General features: G+C 43.1%; 14 protein-coding genes and 3 pseudogenes. 9 read left to right on the forward strand and 8 right to left on the reverse strand.

What is annotated here, in order from left to right; genetic code table 11:
* The first annotated feature begins 28 nt into the window (after positions 1 to 28).
* Positions 29 to 562 carry a DUF4126 domain-containing protein gene (locus tag GLO7428_RS02640; protein WP_015187009.1) on the forward strand — a complete coding sequence of 178 codons (534 nt, stop codon included), beginning with the start codon at positions 29 to 31 and terminating at the stop codon, positions 560 to 562.
* Positions 559 to 1,410, forward strand: a complete 852-nt coding sequence (locus GLO7428_RS02645) for an SDR family oxidoreductase (RefSeq protein WP_015187010.1) — start codon at positions 559 to 561, stop codon at positions 1,408 to 1,410. Before GLO7428_RS02640 ends, GLO7428_RS02645 begins: the two co-directional genes overlap by 4 nt.
* Before the next feature lie 93 nt (positions 1,411 to 1,503).
* On the opposite strand, the pseudogene GLO7428_RS29640 reads toward GLO7428_RS02645, so the two are convergent.
* The 3 genes and pseudogenes from GLO7428_RS29640 to GLO7428_RS02660 all read right to left on the reverse strand — a co-directional run bounded on the left by GLO7428_RS29640 (position 1,504) and on the right by GLO7428_RS02660 (position 6,384).
* Positions 1,504 to 2,561: pseudogene (locus GLO7428_RS29640) on the reverse strand (transposase).
* 73 nt (positions 2,562 to 2,634) lie between these two features.
* Positions 2,635 to 4,932 carry an amylo-alpha-1,6-glucosidase gene (locus GLO7428_RS02655; RefSeq protein WP_015187011.1) on the reverse strand — a complete coding sequence of 766 codons (2,298 nt, stop codon included), beginning with the start codon at positions 4,930 to 4,932 and terminating at the stop codon, positions 2,635 to 2,637.
* A gap of 426 nt (positions 4,933 to 5,358) precedes the next feature.
* Positions 5,359 to 6,384 (reverse strand): glycosyltransferase family 4 protein, encoded by a 1,026-nt coding sequence (locus GLO7428_RS02660; RefSeq protein ID WP_041918841.1) that lies wholly within the window; start codon positions 6,382 to 6,384, stop codon positions 5,359 to 5,361.
* A gap of 456 nt (positions 6,385 to 6,840) precedes the next feature.
* Between GLO7428_RS02660 and GLO7428_RS02665 the strand changes: the two genes are divergently transcribed.
* From GLO7428_RS02665 to trpE, 3 genes and pseudogenes are all read left to right on the forward strand, one after another.
* Positions 6,841 to 8,892, forward strand: a complete 2,052-nt coding sequence (locus GLO7428_RS02665; RefSeq protein WP_041918488.1) for a DICT sensory domain-containing protein — start codon at positions 6,841 to 6,843, stop codon at positions 8,890 to 8,892.
* Positions 8,893 to 9,079: 187 nt separating this feature from the next.
* Positions 9,080 to 9,502 (forward strand): annotated as a pseudogene (locus tag GLO7428_RS02670) (photosystem I reaction center subunit II PsaD); the annotation flags it as partial.
* Positions 9,503 to 9,784: 282 nt separating this feature from the next.
* On the forward strand, positions 9,785 to 11,299 hold the full coding sequence (gene trpE, locus GLO7428_RS02675; RefSeq protein ID WP_015187015.1) for an anthranilate synthase component I: 1,515 nt from the start codon (positions 9,785 to 9,787) through the stop codon (positions 11,297 to 11,299).
* 16 nt (positions 11,300 to 11,315) lie between these two features.
* On the opposite strand, the gene GLO7428_RS02680 is transcribed toward trpE, so the two are convergent.
* The gene (locus tag GLO7428_RS02680) at positions 11,316 to 12,080 is read right to left on the reverse strand and encodes an MHYT domain-containing protein (RefSeq protein ID WP_015187016.1); all 765 of its coding nucleotides are present in this window, start codon (positions 12,078 to 12,080) and stop codon (positions 11,316 to 11,318) included.
* 264 nt (positions 12,081 to 12,344) lie between these two features.
* Here GLO7428_RS02680 and GLO7428_RS02685 point away from each other — a divergent pair, with 264 nt between their 5' ends.
* Positions 12,345 to 13,220 carry a PhzF family phenazine biosynthesis protein gene (locus tag GLO7428_RS02685; RefSeq protein WP_015187017.1) on the forward strand — a complete coding sequence of 292 codons (876 nt, stop codon included), beginning with the start codon at positions 12,345 to 12,347 and terminating at the stop codon, positions 13,218 to 13,220.
* 15 nt (positions 13,221 to 13,235) lie between these two features.
* Complete coding sequence (locus tag GLO7428_RS02690; RefSeq protein WP_015187018.1) at positions 13,236 to 14,087, forward strand: M28 family peptidase; 852 nt, start codon at positions 13,236 to 13,238, stop codon at positions 14,085 to 14,087.
* Between the two features lie 48 nt (positions 14,088 to 14,135).
* Here GLO7428_RS02690 and GLO7428_RS02695 read toward each other — a convergent pair whose 3' ends face one another.
* The 3 genes from GLO7428_RS02695 to GLO7428_RS02710 all read right to left on the reverse strand — a co-directional run bounded on the left by GLO7428_RS02695 (position 14,136) and on the right by GLO7428_RS02710 (position 17,521).
* Positions 14,136 to 15,065 (reverse strand): 3'-5' exonuclease, encoded by a 930-nt coding sequence (locus GLO7428_RS02695; RefSeq protein ID WP_015187019.1) that lies wholly within the window; start codon positions 15,063 to 15,065, stop codon positions 14,136 to 14,138.
* A 345-nt stretch (positions 15,066 to 15,410) separates the two neighbouring features.
* Entirely contained in the window at positions 15,411 to 16,187 is a 777-nt protein-coding gene (locus GLO7428_RS02705) for a sugar transferase (RefSeq protein WP_015187021.1), read from the reverse strand.
* 176 nt (positions 16,188 to 16,363) lie between these two features.
* On the reverse strand, positions 16,364 to 17,521 hold the full coding sequence (locus GLO7428_RS02710) for a glycosyltransferase (protein ID WP_015187022.1): 1,158 nt from the start codon (positions 17,519 to 17,521) through the stop codon (positions 16,364 to 16,366).
* 179 nt (positions 17,522 to 17,700) lie between these two features.
* Between GLO7428_RS02710 and GLO7428_RS02715 the strand changes: the two genes are divergently transcribed.
* Positions 17,701 to 18,645 (forward strand): NAD-dependent epimerase/dehydratase family protein, encoded by a 945-nt coding sequence (locus GLO7428_RS02715; RefSeq protein ID WP_015187023.1) that lies wholly within the window; start codon positions 17,701 to 17,703, stop codon positions 18,643 to 18,645.
* Here GLO7428_RS02715 and pgsA read toward each other — a convergent pair.
* A complete protein-coding gene (pgsA, locus tag GLO7428_RS02720; protein ID WP_015187024.1) occupies positions 18,564 to 19,142 on the reverse strand; it encodes a CDP-diacylglycerol--glycerol-3-phosphate 3-phosphatidyltransferase in 579 nt (192 codons plus the stop codon). The genes GLO7428_RS02715 and pgsA overlap by 82 nt on opposite strands.
* 368 nt (positions 19,143 to 19,510) lie before the next feature.
* Here pgsA and GLO7428_RS02725 point away from each other — a divergent pair.
* A pseudogene (locus tag GLO7428_RS02725) lies at positions 19,511 to 20,122 on the forward strand (sugar transferase); the annotation flags it as partial.
* Between the last annotated feature and the right edge of the window lie 7 nt (positions 20,123 to 20,129).

Genomic DNA, 20,129 nt, shown 5'->3' on the forward strand with positions numbered 1-20,129 from the left:
TTACCAATTACCACTTGCGTTTATCCTCATGCTTGAACTTTTAGCCGCACTATCTGCGGCGGCGGCAGCTAGTATGCGTATTGCCGTACCCTTATTTATTGTGGGTATCTTGCATGATGATTTTTCCTTAGGCTTACCACTACTCGCTTATGTTCCTTCCGTTGCGATCGCGAGTCTATTGATTAGTGGTTCCTTATTGGAACTAGTCGGTAGCAAACAACGGTTAAGTCAGCGGTTTTTACAATTAGTTCAACTCGTATTGAGTCCGATTGCTGGTGCAATCTTAAGTATGAGTGTAACAGTTGGCACGACGCTTCCCAGTTGGTTACTTGGTGTTGTTGGCGCGTTATTTGCCTTTGTTCTACAACTTGTACAAGCTGGTTGGTTTTATCGCCTACGCGGTTTTCCTTTTTGGGTTGCTTTTGTGCAAGATGCTTTGTGTATTCTCCTCATCTTCTTAGCAGTGAATGCACCTCAAGTTGGAGGCTTGGTGGCTCTTATATTGTTATTGATAGCAGTGCGTAGTATGAGAAATCTACACCGCTGGTACAAACAACAATGAATCGTCAAATTTTAGTCACAGGCGCAACGGGTAATGTCGGTCGTGAAGTTGTGCGCTTACTCTATGATGAAGGGTATCACATTAAAGCTGCGGTACGGAACTTAAAAAATATCGATGATGCGTTAACTCCTCAAGTCGAGTACGTCGTTTTTGACTTTCAGCAGTACAACACATTTAGTGCTGCATTACAAGGTGTCAGCAAACTTTTTCTGGTACGCCCTCCAGCGATCGCCCAAGTCAAACGCTATATTCATCCTGTAATTGATGCAGCGGTAGCAGCCGGTGTACAACATATCGTCTTTTTATCTTTGCTAGGCGCAGAGAATAACCCGATTATTCCTCACGCAAAGATTGAGTCATATATCAAATCAGTCGGCATATCCTACACATTTTTGCGTGCTAGTTTCTTTATGCAAAACCTCAGCACAACGCACCAAGAGGACATCAAGCATCACGAGATCTTCATTCCCGCAGGTAAAGGTAAGACAAGCTTTATTGATGTGCGCGATATCGCCGCTGTCGCGGTAAAAGCATTAACTGAATCTGGGCACGAAAACCAAGCGTATGCACTAACTGGAGATGAGGCACTAGACTACTATCAAGTCGCGGATCTTTTTACGCAGATCCTTGGCAAGCCAGTCGTTTATACTAACCCGTCTATTCTCCAATTTTTTATCAGAATGTCTCAACGAGGTTTAACCCTTCCGTTTATTGCTGTCATGATTGCCATCTACACAACAGCGCGGTTAGGACTTGCAGCAACAGTTACTAAAGATGTCGAGCAGATTTTACATCGTAAACCGATTCGGATGCAGCAATTTATCGCAGATTATCGAGAATGTTGGTAATACAACACAAAGTCTTATAGAATTCCGACAAAATGTAGTAACCCGCGTCCTGTAATTAACTCAATCACTAACGCTAAAAAACCTGAGTTCGGGTTAAACATATGAAGGTAAAAGCCATTCAAGTTGAAGGCTAGGTTTCTGAGGTTGATGACAATAAGCGATTAAGCCGCAAAGAACGTTAACGCAAAAATTAACGGGGCTTCGATGCCTTGAATGAACAATTGTGAGAAATATTCTTGAGTTGGTCGTTAATGGTTTCAATAAGGCAGCGTTGACGCGACAAAAGCTTGTCATGAAGACGCATAAGCTGATTGTTCATGTTGCGACGAGGTTTAGCAAAAAATTCAATCCCAAAATCTTTACCGGACACTTGCTTTAAGCGCGGTCTCCCCGCCACCGCAGTGTCCTCAAACAGTCGAGAAGTCAGTTTTTGAGAGACATCACCTCTATCAGCAAAGATTTTGCCAAATAGACCACGCTCGTAAATCAGGCACGGGTTGACGGTCATCAATATTACCTGCACTCACAGTCACATTTAAGAGTTGCCCAAACGCATTGACATGGCAGCGGTTGCAAAGGACACCGCCGCAACATTAGCTGACGACCAGATGAAGTTTGAAACCAAAAAACCAATCTACAGAAGTTTTGCCACGGGCGGCTAAACCTTTAAACACCTGATGATTAGAAATCCGACGATTCTGGCAAACTTTTAAGCTTGTGGAATCGATAAAACTGATACCCGTACAAGTGCCAAAACAATGCTTCAGATAGACAAGCCACTGCGTTGGGCGGCTTTGCCGACTTGTAGCAAGTGGCGCGCACTACGGTATCAAGGTTGATGCTATCCATTCAACAAATCGTTGCTCACTCGGTAACCCAGGAAATGCGCAACTCCATTGCTGTTTGACCTGATTCAACTAAAAATGCTTGAAATTTCGCGAGTGATTTTGATATATCAACGGGCGGCGAGGTTTCCTCGCCGGTATTAGTTGATGGAACGCAATCACAATCGTGATGATTTCACTCAAACATAAACGAGTTGCACGAATACGCTTTATCCCTCCGTGTTTTAATTGCTGTTTATGCCATTGAGCTTCAAATGCTTGACAAAAATCATCTACGTGGCAAAACAAAACATCTAAACTAATCATAGGGCAGGTTGCTCGATTTGTCGTTATTTTCAGCTTACTACCTGTCCCTTTCCTTATCCCGTACTCAGGTTACTTAAGCTTCAATCACAACTCGCAAATTACCGCGTTTCTTAGCGACGCGACACGCAGTTGTATTGCCCGATCGCTCAAATTCTAAATCGAGTAAAGTAGGACCAACGCGCAAATTGTGTATTGATAAAGTATTAATCGATTCGGGTAAAGCAGGGTCAATGATCCGTAAGCAATTGTTTTTAGCATCAGGAACAAGGTTGACCATCATTTGTAGTAACTGAAAAATACTACCTGTTGCCCAAGCCTGCGGCGAACACGCGACTGGATACTGTACGGGATCGTTATCGTTTGTGCGTTCGTAGCCGCAAAACAGTTCAGGTGGACGTTGATACGGTTGACGTTGGGTCATCTCAAGAATACTTTGAGAAAGTTCGAGCGCTTGATCGATTAATCCGAGCGATCGCACGCCCATCGCAATCATCGAATTATCATGCGGCCAAACTGAACCGATGTGATACCCCATCGGATTATAGGCTGGCGACAAACTGCTCAAAGTGCGAATGCCCCATCCATTAAACATATCCGGTGCGCGTAAGCGTTCGGCTACGCTATACGCTTTTTCAGGGGTGAGAATTCCCAGGTGCAGACAATGACCAGGATTAGATGTAATACTGTCAACTTGCTTGCCTTCGCCGTCTAAAGCTAAAGCACAGAAATCTTGATCAACCATCCAAAAGTCACGGTTAAATCGCTCTTTCAAGCGATTTGCATCTTCTTGCCAGCGATCTGCTAAGTCGATCCGCTTTTTCATGCGGGCAATTTCTGCCAAGCGGACTTTTGCTGCATAAACATAAGCTTGCACTTCGCAAAGGGCAATTGGTCCGGTTGCTAAGTGTCCATGACGGTCTACAATACAGTCACCCGAATCTTTCCAGCCTTGGTTAACTAAACCGCGTCGGGAAGTTCGGAAGTAGCTGAGGTATCCGGTTTTTTGACAATTGCGGTCGATCCACTCCATCGCGGCTAGCGCATTCGACCACAGTTGCTCTAGCGTTTCATTGTCGTGCGTCCAAGCGTAGTATTCTGCGTAGAGCATCAACCACAAAGGAGTTGCATCGATTGTGCCGTAGTACGGTGTATGAGGAACTTCTTGGCAGCGTGCCATTTCGCCCATACGTAGCTCGTGCAAAATCTTACCTGGTTCTTCTTCGCGCCACTCGTCTTCTATTTTACCTTGGTAAGCTGCGAGAATTACGAGTGTTTCGCGGGCGATCGCTGGATTCAACATCAATGTTTGAGACGCTGTAATCAGCGAGTCACGCCCAAATAATGCCGAAAACCAAGGAACTCCAGCTGAAACAACTTTGCACGTACCAAAATCTTTTCCGATTGACTGTCGTAAGAGATATAGATCTTGTTCTGCGCGTTCGATGGTACGGTTAAAAATAACTTTGTCCGACCGAATTTGCGTAATGTGTTGTCGCCAATTTTGCTCTTCTAATAATTCAGCCGCTTTTGCCTGCACTAGCGTTGTCGGCGCGCTGACTGTAGAAGCTGGTTGGTGATGGGTAAGCATTTGTAGCCGATAGCCGATCTTCTGCGTTTGATGCGAAGCTAATTCCATCTGCCAAACCGCAGTGTAACCTTTGAAAAACTTTGGCTTGAGATGCTGGAACTGAATGCGCGATTCCATCAACAGCCCATCTAAGCCTTGATACGCTAAAGTCAGTTCTTCTTGTTGACTCAAACGGTAAGCAGCCGCACCGTCACGCGAGGCTTCAAAGTCGCGATCGCTAACCGGTAGCGCCAGACGTAGCAATTGACCGCGTTTTTCCCGCCGAAACCCCCGAATTTCAAATAAATCAATAAAATCAGCGTCAAAGCTGAGACTCAGTTCAAAGCTTACCGAACTGGTACTGTAATTTGTGATTTCGATTTCTTCAAACAGTGCGCCTCCCAGCGCAATTTCGCGGCGAATTCCTAGTGCATCAGCGTTTAGACGGTCTTCAATTGTCGGATTAGTACACAAGATGGAAAGCAAAAAGCCTTTATCAGCGGTGCTGCTGAGAAGAACAGGCGATCGCCCTTCGATTTGCATCTCTAACCGACTGAGAAAGCGAGTATCGTTGCAAAATAGCCCCATACTAGCTTTTTGCTCATCAACGACACCCACACAGCCAGAAATATTTCCGAGCGTATCAGTAACTAGAAATAAATCGTCATCTTTGACTGTAAGCGTTGGTTGCGGTCGTTCACTTAATACACAAGGCCACTCAGGAATAGGTAACTGGTGTGCTGGAACAAAAATTCTTCCGTCCAGATCGAGTCTATCGGTTGTCATCAGCGTATCTGGTGTCATGCCAAATATTTCCGCTTTCACAATGATGATGTATACTTCTCGCGCTATTACTTGCCTTCACAGTGTCTGACCTGCCAAACAACCGCGTTGAGCAATCCTCACACGATTTCCGACAAAGATAAGTATTAAACCTGATATTTGAGAACAATAGAATAAAAACTTAATATATTAGTTCATATTACTATGTCTCGCTTTTGCAGAGTTAATGCTAGCAATTGCTAAAGTAATTGAGGATTTGTTGAGTTTTCAACTTTACTCAATTTCTAAAATGTAACAGATATTTATAAACTCTTGTAAACATATTTCATAATTTCATCTGATATTGCGTCAAATTTATTTGACCGTAAGCACGGAGTCAAAAGTCATTGTTAGTATTATTGACTTTTGACTTTAATAAATTACATTTTGGCTAGCGCGCTGCGATTGTCAAGACAATACCATTTGAAACGCTTTTTCGTACTCATCCGTCATGGACTGAACGCTAAAGTGGTTGACAACATAATCGCGGCAAGTTTGGCGATCGAGTTTCATTGCCGCTGGAATCGCCTCAATCATTTTTTCCATAGAGTGGCAGACGAAGCCAGTTTTTCCATGCGCGATCACTTCAGGTACCGAACCAAGTCCCATACCAATGACTGGCGTCCCTGTTGCCATAGACTCGATCATTACCAAGCCAAAAGGTTCGCGCCAGGTGATCGGAAATAGCGTTACGGTAGCTCCACGTAGCAATTCTACTTTCTGTTCGTGGGAAACCTCACCTAAATACTGAATCTGCTCGCCATCAATTTCTGATTCTATTTTTTCCTGATAAAAATCGCGGTCAACAGCATCAATCTTGCCCGCCATTTTTAACGGTAAACCAGCGGCACGCGCAATTTGAATCGCTTGCAGTGGTCCTTTTTCTGGCGAAAGTCTGCCGACAAACGCAAGATATGCGGGTTGTGTGGGTGTAGGTTGAAAGGGATAAGCAGCGGTATCAATGCCGTTATAAACCGTGTGAATGTAGTTTAAACCTAAGCGAGGTTCGCGTTGTGCCTCACTGATACTAATGTACGGTTGCCAAGCAAATCGCCGAAACATTTTTTCATTGTCAGGCGTAAAGATACCGTGCATTGTGTGTACAGTCGGCGTTTTGACAAAATGAGTATACGGCAGCGCTGCACAGCCTACGTGTGAATGAATGATATCAAAGTGATGCGCCGAGCTATAAACGTCAGACAACATCAGTTGTTCATAAATTCCTGGCTCTCGAATACTTGGATCAAGCCGCAAAGCTTGCTCATGCACTGACATTAAATGTGCCGTTGTAATCGAGTCACCAGAGGCAAACAAAGTTACTTCATGACCACGGCGAACCAACTCATCAGTCAATAAACTGACAATGAGTTCGATACCACCATAGCGAAAGGGCGGAACGCGCTCCCATAAAGGAGCAACTTGGGCAATTTTCATTACTAGGTATGCACCAATAACAGGATCATTAACTGAACTGGCATTAAACTTAACGCCAGTATAATTTGCTTGTACTTGACAAAGCACTACCTTCTTTATGCAGATATACCACTAGAGGGATGCAGCCTGTACAAGTTTTTTAAGTAACAATGTAAATTTTCAGAATTGTAACTTGAGTTATGCCACTTTGACAGTAGTCTGGCGATGGATCAACCAGAGTGAGGGAAGAAAGTTAAATTTTTTGCTGACTTCTCAAAAGAAATCACGATTGTAAGCAACGCAGCAAGCACTAAGCTCGGTAGGATAAGTTGATAGAGAACTCTTAATTTAAGCCAAGAATGGTTACGCTTCCGCTACAAAAACTTACAGAGATTGGAAAATAAATATGTTGGCGGATAGCTATGATGGCACAAGAGAGCGGTGGGAGATTCAGGTGCAGTGAGAGAGAAAGACCGCATGAGTATTAAGACTTCGGTAGTGAGCGAGTTACTGCAAGCCTTGCCTCAACTGCGAACTCAAATTTATTTCAAATCTTCTTTAACGGCGCTGTCGCACGCGATGGAAGATCAAGTACTAGCTGCGATGACGCAGAACTCATTGCTCATCGCTAGTTTCCAACGGGAAAGTTTTTATCGCCAGGAAGCAAATCGTTACCGCCGACTCGCGCAAAAAAGCAATCAAGTTTATGTTTTAGCGGCAGCCGAAACTGATTTTTCTAACGCATCAGAAGAATATGAGACAGTAGCTTTTGATCCCTATCAAGATGCGTTACGTCATGAATGGCATTTAGTCGTTATTTCACAACACTACACAACGTGTCTCGTATGCCGCGAACGACAAAATCCAGCACTGGAGCTATATTCAGCTGAATTACCCGTCAGTTTTGACATGGACCCAGCGCGCCAATTTGAGGGAATTTGGACATCAGACCGCGAAGCGAGTCATATTGCCGCCGATATTTTGCTACAACGGATTTTGACGTATCGACCGGAATTACGCACTAAAATTAACCAAGCGCAGCGCGACTTTGGTTTGTTACGTTTTTCGAGTCGTGCATCTTCGTCAACATCGACGCGCAAGGTAGTCGGGAAGCAACAACGCTCATCACAGCGCGTTGATTCAGATCCTTTTGTGCAGCGCTTAGTCACGTATCTGCAAGCGAGTCAATACAAGTTACTTAAAGCATACGGTTCGATCGCATTACAAGAGCGCAAAGAACGTTTGGTGAACTCGATTACTGCGGCGATTCGTCGGGGTAGCAATAGCGGTCAGCCGCTGCATCCACAAGAAATTTTGAAGGTAGCCGTACAGCAGTTAGGCAAAGCAGTTTATGCGAGTCGCTGCTTAATTTATCGCGCGCAATCAACAGATGCTACGGCGACAATTAGCCATGAGTTTGTGAGTTCCGCAGAAGTCTCATCGCTCATTGGAAAAACGCTACCTTTAAGGCAAAATCCTTTATTTCAAGAAGTTGTACGGCAGCAAGAGCGCGTTTATGTTGCTGATACTCACAGCGATCAACGAATTGGCACCTCTCAAGTTTTAGCAGCTTTTGTTGAGCAATGGGCAATTTGCTCTTGGTTGGTGGTGCCGATATTCTATCAAGGCAAATTGTTAGGAATAATTGAGTTACATCATTGTGGTGAGACGACTTATCAATGGCAAAAAGATGATACGGCGTTGGTAGAAGCGATCGCAACCCAAATCGGTGCTACCTTAATCCAAGCTGAAGCTTATGCTAACTTAGAAGATCTCAATCAGCAGCTAGAGGCATTAGACCGTACTCGTAGCAATTTAATCGCGATCACAGGTCACGAATTACGCACGCCGCTTTCAACGATCCAAGTATGTTTAGAAAGCCTTGCAAGTGAACCTGATATGCCGCTCGAACTACAGCAAGTTATGCTTAATACTGCGTTAGCAGACTCAGAGCGGATGCGCAAGTTAATTCAAGACTTCTTGACGCTCTCTAACTTAGAAAGTGGTCGTATCCAATGGCATCTTGAGTCTTTACCGCTAGAAGAGTGCATCAGCTTAGCGATTAGCCGCACGCGTACGCGGACAAGCACGGAAGATTTGCCAGAAATTGTGATTCAAATTCCTCAAGAATTACCGTTAGTGCGAGTTGATGGCGATTGGCTCGTTGAGGTAATTTCCAAACTCCTGGATAATGCTTGTAAATTTACACCAGCCGACGGTCAAATTACGATCGCAGCGCGCTGTAATGGCAGCCAAATGCTCGAAGTGATCGTCGCTGACACAGGTCGCGGTATCGAACCTAACCGCTTAGAAGTCGTCTTTGACCGCTTTTATCAAGAAGAAGGAGCGCTACGCCGTACCGCAGGTGGCACAGGTTTAGGACTAGCAATTTGTCGTCAAATTGTCAATAGCTGGGGCGGTCAAATTTGGGCAGAATCTGCGGGAAAAGATCGAGGAAGCCAGTTTCACTTTACAGTTCCAATTAGTGAAAATCGTCACGAGCAAATGTCATTAGTGACGAGTGGCTAGTGAAAGTGTCGGAGTGTGGGGCGTTTGGCAGAGCCGAAAATACTACTTTTCCCTCTTATACCATTTCACCCAATAAAAACTACAAATCATTTCCCCTCTGCTCCAACTGTAACAGTTCCTAACATAGTAGTGAGACAAGGGCGATCGCGGTGCTACGATGCCCTAAAAACCTCAAGGAAGTTAACTTATGGCAGAAGAACTTTCGGGTCAAACACCAATTTTCGGTGGTAGCACCGGCGGATTATTAACAAAAGCATTTCGAGAAGAAAAGTACGTCATTACTTGGACTAGCCCTAAACAGCAAGTATTTGAAATGCCCACTGGTGGTACTGCGATTATGCAGCAAGGTCCCAACAAGCTGGAACTTGCGCGTAAAGAGTACTGCATTGCGTTAGGAGGTCAACAATTACGCACCAAATTCAGAATCACGGACTATAAAATTTACCGTGTTTATCCCAATGGCGAAGTTCAATACCTCCACCCAAGTGATGGCGTCTTCCCTGAAAAAGTCAATGAAGGTCGTCAAAAAGTTGGATACGTTGACCGTAATATTGGGAAGAATCCCGATCCAGCTAAATTGAAGTTTAGTGGAATGACCACTTACAACGCGCCAGGACCAAAATCTAGTGAAGCTGGAAAAGGTTCTCAGGATACAAAATCTGGCTCGCTTCCTCGGCAAGGTATTGAGATGTAAGCTATTTTTGTCCAATTCAGGATAGGGCTTCCTTGATTAAACTCCTTTGGGGTAAATTCAAGAACCCTAAACCTCACCTTTTAATTATGAGTCAGAGCCAGAAGCTAGAGTCATTAAAAGCGACACTCTGCCTTCTGGCTTTTATGCTTCTAATATTCATGGACAGCTAAAGTCTTGGCTGACAACTTATAGTTTGTTATGGTTTTCCCTAATTTTTCCGAGTTCTCAGCCTTAGCGCAGCAAGGCAATTTCGTGCCAGTGTACCAAGAATGGGTCGCTGATTTAGACACGCCTGTTTCTGCTTGGTACAAGGTTTGTTGGAATCAACCGTATAGCTTTTTGTTGGAATCGGTAGAAGGTGGCGAGAACATCGGGCGCTATAGCTTCGTTGGCTGCGATCCGCTGTGGATTTTAGAAGCTAGGGGAAATCGCACAACACAACGCCATCGAGATGGTTCGGAAATTGTCTTTGAGGGCGATCCGTTTACAGTTTTAGCCGAATGTTTAGCCCCTTATCATCCTGTGAAGTTGCCGCAACTTCCTCCAGGAATTGGTGGCTTGTTTGGGTTTTGGGGATATGAATTAATTCGTTGGATCGAACCGCGCGTTCCAGTTCATGAAGCCAGTGATACAGATTTACCTGATGGATTGTGGATGCAGGTCGATCATCTCTTGATTTTTGACCAAGTTAAGCGCAAAATCTGGGCGGTTGCTTATGCCGATCTACGCGAGGCGCAAGGCGATTTGCAGCAAGCATATCAAAAGGCCGAAAACCGCGTGACTCAAATGGTTAGCAAGCTACAGCTATCTTTGTCGTCTAAAGATACTGTTTTAGAATGGACTCCGCCTATTAGTAATACTCCCAAGCTAGACTATACGAGCAACACGTCGCGCGCCGCCTTTTGTGCTAATGTCCAAAAAGCAAAAGAATATATTCATGCTGGCGATATTTTCCAAGTTGTTCTCTCGCAGCGACTGTCTACTAAGTACTCAGGCGATCCGTTTTCGCTGTATCGTTCTTTACGCTTAATCAATCCTTCGCCATACATGGCTTATTTTCACTTCCATGATTGGCAGATCATTGGTTCGAGTCCCGAAGTGATGGTCAAGGCGGAACGCGATGAAAATAATCGCCTGATAGCAACAGTACGACCGATCGCCGGAACGCGCCCGCGAGGTAAAACACCGCAAGAAGATGCGGCTTTAGCAGAAGATTTATTACAAGACCCAAAAGAAGTCGCAGAACACGTGATGCTTGTTGATTTGGGACGCAACGATCTCGGACGTGTTTGCCGAAGCGGTACGGTCAAAGTTGACGAATTGATGGTAATTGAGCGATATTCGCACGTGATGCATATCGTCAGCAATGTCGTAGGAGAACTTGCGCCTGGACAAAGTGCTTGGAATTTACTCAAAGCTTGCTTTCCCGCAGGGACTGTCAGTGGTGCGCCAAAAATTCGAGCGATGGAAATTATTTATGAATTGGAAAAATGCCGTCGCGGACCTTATTCGGGTGCGTATGGTTATTACGATTTTGAAGGACAACTCAATAGCGCGATCGCAATTCGCACCATGATTGTCCGCAACCAAACGGTAAGTGTGCAAGCTGGGGCGGGTTTAGTTGCGGATTCTGACCCTGATAAAGAATACGAAGAAACCCTGAACAAAGCCAGGGGTCTTTTAGAAGCGATTCGCTGTTTACGTCCGAGTTAAAATCTTTAAGGCTCAACTAATAATCTCGCATACCGTATTCTCTACCAGCCTTGTCGGAGGTAATAGCCAAGGTTGCACCTAAGATGAGAAACGTGAAGCAAGCGACGTAGAATGCTAGGGAGCTATTATTAATCGTTGCACTCTCGACATAGCGTTCGTAATCTTCGGTAAATCTTGCGGCTGCCATGCCAGTATAGTGCAGCGAGAGAATACCCGCACCCATAATGAGTGCGCTAATAATCAACTGTGGCTTTTTGCTGACATTCTGAGTTTGACGCCGAAATTTGATTGACAGTTTTAATGCGACCAACGACACAACAACCGCAAGCGCTACTGAAAGCAAAAATAAAATCGGATCGTAACGAATGACTGCGGTCATTTGCATGGCTGCCATTCCTAGATAATGCATCGCCCCAATCCCAACACCCATCAAAATGGCACTCGTTAATAAAGTTGGTAAACCAACGCGAGGACGGCTAACGAGTGATAGGGATAAGCCAGCAGCAAATATAGCTGCTAATAGGGAAATTATTGTTATTGGTAAATTGTAACCAACAGGAATTTGTTGTGCTGAGCTATGTAATGAGAAGGCAAGCATCCCAATAAAGTGCATCGACCAAATGCCTGTTCCCATTGCGATCGCACCTCCTACTAACCACACTTTGCGGTCAGCGCCTTGAGAAGTTGCTACTCGACCAGCCAAATCGAGTGCAGTGTAAGAAGCAAGTACAGCAATAAATGCTGAGACAATAACTAAATAAGGATTGTATATAACTGTCATGTTTCTTTATCGTCTTGCGCCAAAAATGTATGATGTTCTCTATTCCACAACTATTTCAAAACTTTAAGCCTTACTATTAATTACAGTTGACACCGTTACCTGTATCTACAAAATATGCACTCAATTTAGCTACTATTTGCTTGCAATTCTAGGTGAGTTTCACTGATTTTTACTTGCGTTTTCTACTCGTAGCGAGCATTGTTAAGTAGATTCACGTAAAAACCTCAAAGTCAATTTATTATTTTTGAATGTTGAGATAAAACTATGAAATTTTACATTGTAGATGTATTTGCTGAAGAAAAATATGCAGGTAATCAACTCGCAGTTTTTATAGAATTAGGTGTCCTCTCAACACAGCAGATGCAGAAAATTGCTAAGGAAATGAACTATTCGGAAACCACTTTTATTACCTCTTTAGAACTGCAAGAAGGAGGTTACGCTGTACGAATATTCACGCCAGAACAAGAATTGCCTTTTGCAGGACATCCGACTTTAGGCACAGCTTACATCCTACAAAAAGAAATTAATCTTCCTGTCGAGCAGATTATCTTAAACTTACAAGTTGGACAGATACCTGTAACTCTTCATTATTTAGATGAAAGTATAGAAGAATTGTGGATGCAGCAAAAGCCACCAACATTTCATCAAACTTTTACAGCAGAAACCATAGCCCCAATTTTGAATTTAGACTTAGATGAAATAGATTCAAGTTATCCTATTCAAGAGGTATCTACAGGAATACCATTTATTATTGTTCCTTTGAAAAAGCTCTCAAGTCTAAAACGTATTAAAATTAATCGAGATAAATATTTTGAATTAGTAGAACAAACACAAGCAAAAGCAATTCTTACTTTCTGCCCAGAAACAAATAAAGCTGAGAATGACTTAGCTGTTAGGATGTTTGCTGATGCTGTTGGTGTTCCAGAAGATCCCGCAACAGGCAGTGCAAATGGTTGTCTAGCGGGGTATTTAGTCAAATATTCCTATTTTAATACTGATTCAATCGACGTGCGCGTTGAGCAAGGATATGAAATAGGAAGACCTTCATTGCTATTACTGAAAGCCGAGAAAAATGAGGCAGAAATAAAAGTTTTTGTCGGTGGTAAAGTAATTATGGTGGCGCAGGGTGAGTTTGTTTAACCACACTAGAAGTCAATGTCACTTGAGTTAAAAGAACGCTTATTTGCTCATCTGCAACAAATTGCCTGCGATCGCGACCCTTATTTAGCGACAGCAGGGCATTTTTTTGTTCAACACTACATCTATCAAGAGCTAGAAAAATATGGAAGTGTAGAAAGTTTTGAATTTACTGTTAGAGGTAAAACGCATCAAAATTTAATTCTCAATCTACCAGGTAAACAGCAGGGCTTTCCGATTTTAGTCGGCGCACATTATGATGCTGTACCAGGAACGCCAGGCGCAGACGACAATGCAACAGGTGTTGCTGTTTTATTAGAATTAGCGCGAATTTTTGCAAGCAATCCTGCAAAACATCCTTTACGCTTAGTTGCTTTCGATCTTGAAGAGTATGGCTTACTCGGTGGATCTGGTGCTTCTGAGTACGCAGTTCACTTACGCCAACAAAATCAACCACTGCGTTTAATGATTTCCCTGGAAATGTTAGGTTATTGCGATTCTACTCCAGGGTCACAACAATATCCAATTCGCTTACTAGAACGGTTATATCCGAATTGTGGTAATTTTATCGGTCTAATTGGTAATCTACCGACAATTTTAGACTTGGTTTACCTTAGCCGTAGCATTCGTCAAGCGGGAGTATCAAGCGAATGGCTACCGGTATTCAATAAAGGTTTAATTGTTCCACAAACTCGACTTAGCGATCACGCTCATTTTTGGGATCAAGGCTATCCAGCAATGATGATTACAGATACTGCTATGTTACGCAATCCACACTATCATAAAGCAAGTGATACGATTGAAACTCTTAACTTAGATTTTCTTGCAGGTGTTTGTCTAGGATTAGTGCAAGGATTACAATCTTTATGAGCTTGCTGCTTTCAAATTTCAAAAGTGTCAAAGCTAATTGCTTATCTATCAAAAATCTAACTCATCTTGATTGTCTATATTTTCAACCTGCTTTGTAGACAATCGCCAGCTAGTTGTTGTTTCTACCTGGAGTGAAAGTTCAGTCATAAGTTCTTTCAGTTCCTTTTGCAGCTTTTGGGTTAAAGTTACCGGAAAATTCAAGGATAATCCATGTTGTTGAGCTACTGTGGCTAATTGCGAGAATTCGACTTTTGTTGTTTGGCGCTGCGATCGCGACAATTTTAAATAATCAGTTTCAGAAATTCTCTGAGTTTGCATTGCTGCTTTTAATCGTGTTTCAATATGCTCAACTTCTGAACTTAGTAGCTGTAGCTGTTGCTTAAGTTGCAAATATCGTGCAGCTAAAGAGGTTAAATCTTCTGTCTCAGGATTCGGATACACCACTGCTTGCAATTGCAAGAGTTTTTGATGCACCATTGCTAGATAAACAGGGTCCATTTTAGCGTAATTAAGTTGTATATCGCTTAAAGGTCGCTGTCCCCAATCGCTTGTTTGCTCAGTTTTATCAACGTTTATATGGTACAAAGCTTCTACTAAAGTTTTTAAGGAAAAATTGGGTAATGGCAAAAGGTAATATGGAATATTTTTTGCCATTTCTAAAGTGCAAGTTACATTTTTTGCCTTATTTTTACCAAGAAACTTTAAGTCGTAACTAGCTTGATGAAACACCTTTTCAATTGTAGGACTACACATGATACTATCGATAAAATTTTCAACAATTTCAGGCTGATCAATTACATCTAAAATAACGACTGTTTTTCCTATTGTGTCACTAGGATCGCCTAAAACTTGAATCAAAGATAGGCGGGGATTATGAGTATTAAAATCGGCTATTTCTGTATCAACCCATAGAGTTTTTTTATGAGTATATTGCGCAATCAAAGCATTAATTTCGCTTGCATCTCTTAAATAAAGCATTAGTAAAATATTAGGCAAAATCAATTATTGTTTTGATTAAATTTATAAAAATAAGTCATTTAATCTAAGCGAACCTTACTTTTTTAAAATATGTGTTTAAAATATTTGCGAATACATAAGTATTTGCCCTATTATTAAGTGCATAATTTTCTTCATCATAGCCGAGTTGTGAAGCTGAATAGCTAATCGCCCGTAGGACGTTGAACTCACGGCGTTTCTCACTACCGTGAGTCTGGAGGTGGTTTCCACGTTCCTCTAGGATGTTTACCAAAATCATGCTGGACTACTTGAGCATGAGGGTATGCGCGAAGAATGTACAACCGCTGTGCTACGCCTTAACTTGTTTTAGTAAGCACCATTGTTTTTTGGCATGATGACGACTCCGATTGTTTTCATGATGACCCACAAATCAAGCCAAAAGTTGTGGAATTTGACGTAGTAAAGGTCTATTTGAATTCTGCGACTGTACGGAATGTCATTGCGTCCTGAAACTTGCCACAGCCCTGTAATTCCTGGCTTAATCGTCAAAACTTTGTCGATATGGGAGCCATACATATACAGTTCTTGGGCTACGAGAGGGCGAGGACCAACAACACTCATGTCTCCTTTGAGAACATTCCAAAATTGGGGAAACTCATCGAGACTCGTTAATCGTAAGAAGCGACCTATTTTTGTAATTCTTGGGTCTTGCTTTAGCTTGAAATTATCGGCAAATTCTTGCCGAAGATGAGGTGATGTTTCCATCAACTCTACTAACATCTCGTCGGCGTTCGTTACCATTGTACGGAATTTGATGCATCCAAATGGCTTGTAGTTTTTTCCGACTCGTTCCTGGACGTAAAAAATTGGTCCTTCGGAACTGTAAGCAATGAGTAATGCTAATAAGAGGTAAACCGGAGAAAACAAAATTAGAACTGATAGCGAGAAGACAATGTCAAATAGCCTTTTAATAAACTCTCGACTGACAAAATCAAGCGGTATTTTGATCAACAATTGCTTGGCAAACGTCAAAGCTAACAGCGATCGCAATAACTTGTTTTTATCACTGGGCGATCGCTTCTGAAGACCAGATTGCACAAAAGCCCGTATTTTTTTGCCTGAGAGGAGCGAATGGGCAGTCATTTTACTCCTTAACAATCCACACCACACTTAGTCCCGATTTTAAAGCCTGACGACGCCAGATATCGTGAATTTGATCCCAGAATCTTAAATAGGGTTTAAAGATCGGGGATCGGAAAAAAGCAAAAATCCAAAAAAAGTTAAACTGAATGGAGCATACGCATAGCTAAGACACTGCGTCAACCCGAAACGTGCTGATTTTTTGTACTGTAATCTTGCCATGAGTTTTGTAGAAATGCGAGAAACTTCTCGCGAAAGACAGGCGCAGCGAACTGAGTCGCGTGAGTGCGAATCCACTCTGGCTGAAACACTCTTTGATAAGCTTCAAATTTTTCTATTGCTTCCATTAACGCTGCTTCGGTTTGGGTTGCAAAAAATATACCAGTTCCTGTATCAGAATATTGCCCAATTGAACGCACTGTTTCTAACGCGCCTCCTGCACCATAAGCAATAACTGGAGTACCGCAAGCTTGGGCTTCTACAGGTGCAATGCCAAAATCCTCGCAAGCTGCATAAACGAATGCTTTTGCCGCAGCCATGTACTTTTCCACAACTTCATTCGGCTGTTCTCCTAGAACTTGAACGTTCGATTGTGCTAATGTGCGAATTTGTTTGAGTTCGGGTCCTGTACCAATCACGACTAAAGGTTTTTTGAGTTGGTTAAAAGCACGCACAATTAACGATACTTGCTTGTAACTCACCAAACGGGAAACGGTTAAATAAAAGTCTTGCTTTGTCGTTATTAACGGAAACCGTTCGATGTTTACTGGTGGGTAAATTACGGTTGCTGGGCGGCGGTAGCAGCGCCAAATGCGGCGTGCGGTGTTTTGTGAATTAGCAACGAAGTAATCGACGCGATTTGCGCTTAGTGTATCCCACTGGCGCATTCGGTGGAGGAGGTATCGCGTCAAAATTCCAGGTAATCCGCGACCACTACGGCTATTGCGAAGGTAATCGAAAGTCAGTTCCCAAGCAAAGCGCATGGGAGTATGACAATAGCACACGTGCATTTGATCTGGACTTGTCAAAACTCCTTTAGCAACCGTATGCGAAGATGAAACAATGACATCGTAGGCACGTAGATCTAACTGTTCAATTGCCAGTGGTAACAGTGGTAAATACTTCTGTACGCCATTGCGGGCAAAGGGCAAATGCTGCAAGAATGTTGTTCCAATTGCGCGTTGAAACAGATAGCTGTCGGGATTAGTTGATTCAAAGTCGATCAATGCATACAAATCAGCATCAATATGCTTGAGGATTTCTTGGACTACGAGTTCTGACCCACCAGTAGCTTTAGGCGTTAGCCACTCATGGACAAGTGCATATTTTAAAGCCACAGCTATATAACTAAAAGTTTGAGATTTGGATAGGCGTTTTGTCGTTGAGTCAAGCTTTTACATATTTTTGCTTAGCAATCGAAGGCATGACGCCATTGCTGAAAAATAAGTTCCATGCTGATAGCGCAACCTGATAATCTCATAGAAAATGACTTTTGCAGCACAAGGAAGCGAAAACAATGCGAATTTTGGTTATGGGTGGTACGCGATTTATTGGCGTGTACCTGACACGAAAACTTGTTGCCCAAGGGCATGAAGTTGTATTGTTTAATCGGGGTAATCGACCGCTTCCCGTCGCAGGCGTCGCGCAAATTACAGGCGATCGCACCCACGCTGACGATCTCAAAGAAAAACTATCTTCACAAAACTTTGACGTTATTTTTGATAATAACGGGCGGGAACTCAGCGATACCCAACCCTTGGCGGAAATCTTTAAAGATCGCGTTCAACATTTTGTTTATATGAGTTCGGCGGGAGTGTATTTACCTTCTGACCAAATGCCACATCAAGAAGGCGATGCTGTAGACCCCAAAAGCCGCCATCGTGGTAAGCACGAAACGGAAGCTTTTCTTGCTCAACTCGGTATCCCTTTTACGGCGATTCGTCCGACTTATATTTATGGTCCGCAAAATTACAATGAGCTAGAAAGCTGGTTTTTTGATCGCATCGTTCGCGATCGCCCGATGCCAATTCCTGGTAATGGATTACATATCACACAATTTGGTCACGTAGACGATCTGGCGCAAGCGATGTGTCAAGTTTTAGGTTCTGCGCAAGCCGTCGGCGAAATTTATAACGTGTCGGGCGATCGCTATGTCACATTTGATGGATTAGCCCGTGCGTGTGCTGTGGCGGCTGGCAAATCACCAGAAGCATTAGAAATTGTACATTACGACCCCAAAAAGTTTGATTTTGGCAAGCGTAAAGCTTTCCCCATGCGCGTACAGCACTTCTTTGCAGCAGTAGATAAAGCAAAAACTCAACTCAACTGGCAACCAAGATACGATCTCATTTCGGGCTTAAAAGACTCGTTCCACAACGATTATCTCGCATCAGGTCGCGACGCCGCCGATGTTGACTTTTCAACGGATGACGAAATTTTATCGGTTGCAGGCAATAAATAAACCGCACCAGAAATCAGCGTGAGGGCGACAGCAAGCCAAAACGCAATCAGCGAAAGAAATTGCCAAGTAACGGGTAAGGGAGCAATCAAAAGTGCGATCGCAGCTATCTGACTCACCGTTTTGAGTTTGCCCCAAAAGTTAGCGCCAGTAATTGCGGTAGTCCCCGTTAAACTAGGAGTCACGCGCCAGCCTGCTACAGTTAACTCCCGCGCCAAAATCAGAAAGACGCCCCATGCGGGCACTTGTTCTAGTTTAATCAAAGGTAGTAATGGCGCAAGAATGAGTAGTTTATCGACTAAAGGATCGAGAAATTTACCTAATTCAGTAATTTGATTGAGTCGGCGGGCAAGGTACCCATCAACCCAATCGGTCATTGCTGCGATTAAAAAAATGCCGACACTCAACCAACGCGTTTGGGGTGTAGGATTTTCTAAGTAATAAAGTAATATTGGCAGTGCTAGTAGGCGCGACAGTGTCACCCAATTGGGCAAGGTCATGAGCGGGGTAAGGAATTAACGGTCAGGAGTTAGGGTAATATAAAATCCTTGACGATCGCTAGTCAACTAGCGCGTATTGTTACCATAAAGAACGCGATCGCACATCACAGATTAAGGTCGTTGGTTGTTTTCTCGCCAGATGGAAACTTAAGCTAAATTCCAGAAGCACAACTTTATATAAAGTTTATACCTAGTGAATTTACTTGAGTCCTTGATGAAGATTCACTGAAACATCGCTAAAAATGAGGCTACACAAGCTTTGAGCAACTATATTGAAAAGTAGCTTCCGTAATTCTACTGAAATAGAGTGCAAAGTAATTGTGACGATGTTTCAAGCCCAGTCTCCAACAACTAATCTGTTAACATCAGAAATCCACCCTTCCGTTAACTCAGTATTTAAACGTTTATTAGATATTACTGGCAGCTTAGTAGGGCTGCTTATTTTAACACTTATATTTATACCCGTGGCGATCGCAATTAAGTTAGATAGTCCAGGACCTATTTTCTTTCGCCAAGAACGCTACGGACTCCACGGACGCAAGTTCTACATTCGTAAGTTTCGTTCAATGGTGGTCAATGCTGAACAGCTAAAATCGCTAGTGAGTAACGAAGCTTCAGGACTGATATTTAAAAACGAACGCGACCCCAGAATAACGCGTGTAGGACGTTTCTTAAGAAGTTCCAGCTTGGATGAACTACCACAATTTTGGAATGTCTTAGTCGGTGAAATGAGCTTAGTAGGAACTCGACCACCGACAGGTGATGAAGTAGCGCAATACAACGAACGTCACTGGCAACGATTAAATGTCAGACCTGGTTTAACCGGTGAATGGCAAGTCAGCGGTCGTTCGAGTATCAAGGATTTTGAACAAGTCGTCGATCTCGATCTGCGCTACCAAAAGCAATGGCATCCTTTGTACGATCTAGCGATCATTGCTAAAACGATATACGTGATCTTTGCCAAGGTAGGAGCTTGTTAGAAAGACA

Origin of the sequence: Gloeocapsa sp. PCC 7428, from assembly GCF_000317555.1 — a bacterium.
Taxonomy (GTDB): Bacteria; Cyanobacteriota; Cyanobacteriia; order Cyanobacteriales; family Chroococcidiopsidaceae; genus Chroogloeocystis.

Bases quoted from the DNA above. Each gene is read 5' to 3' on its own strand.
- trpE (WP_015187015.1), top strand. From the start codon at position 9,785: ATGGTTTTCCCTAATTTTTCCGAGTTCTCAGCCTTAGCGCAGCAAGGC.
- GLO7428_RS02705 (WP_015187021.1), bottom strand. From the start codon at position 16,187: ATGACTGCCCATTCGCTCCTCTCAGGCAAAAAAATACGGGCTTTTGTG.
- GLO7428_RS02715 (WP_015187023.1), top strand. From the start codon at position 17,701: ATGCGAATTTTGGTTATGGGTGGTACGCGATTTATTGGCGTGTACCTG.
- pgsA (WP_015187024.1), bottom strand. From the start codon at position 19,142: ATGACCTTGCCCAATTGGGTGACACTGTCGCGCCTACTAGCACTGCCA.
- GLO7428_RS02680 (WP_015187016.1), bottom strand. From the start codon at position 12,080: ATGACAGTTATATACAATCCTTATTTAGTTATTGTCTCAGCATTTATT.
- GLO7428_RS02645 (WP_015187010.1), top strand. From the start codon at position 559: ATGAATCGTCAAATTTTAGTCACAGGCGCAACGGGTAATGTCGGTCGT.
- GLO7428_RS02690 (WP_015187018.1), top strand. From the start codon at position 13,236: ATGTCACTTGAGTTAAAAGAACGCTTATTTGCTCATCTGCAACAAATT.
- GLO7428_RS02695 (WP_015187019.1), bottom strand. From the start codon at position 15,065: ATGCTTTATTTAAGAGATGCAAGCGAAATTAATGCTTTGATTGCGCAA.
- GLO7428_RS02660 (WP_041918841.1), bottom strand. From the start codon at position 6,384: ATGAAAATTGCCCAAGTTGCTCCTTTATGGGAGCGCGTTCCGCCCTTT.
- GLO7428_RS02640 (WP_015187009.1), top strand. From the start codon at position 29: ATGCTTGAACTTTTAGCCGCACTATCTGCGGCGGCGGCAGCTAGTATG.
- GLO7428_RS02655 (WP_015187011.1), bottom strand. From the start codon at position 4,932: ATGACACCAGATACGCTGATGACAACCGATAGACTCGATCTGGACGGA.
- GLO7428_RS02665 (WP_041918488.1), top strand. From the start codon at position 6,841: ATGAGTATTAAGACTTCGGTAGTGAGCGAGTTACTGCAAGCCTTGCCT.
- GLO7428_RS02685 (WP_015187017.1), top strand. From the start codon at position 12,345: ATGAAATTTTACATTGTAGATGTATTTGCTGAAGAAAAATATGCAGGT.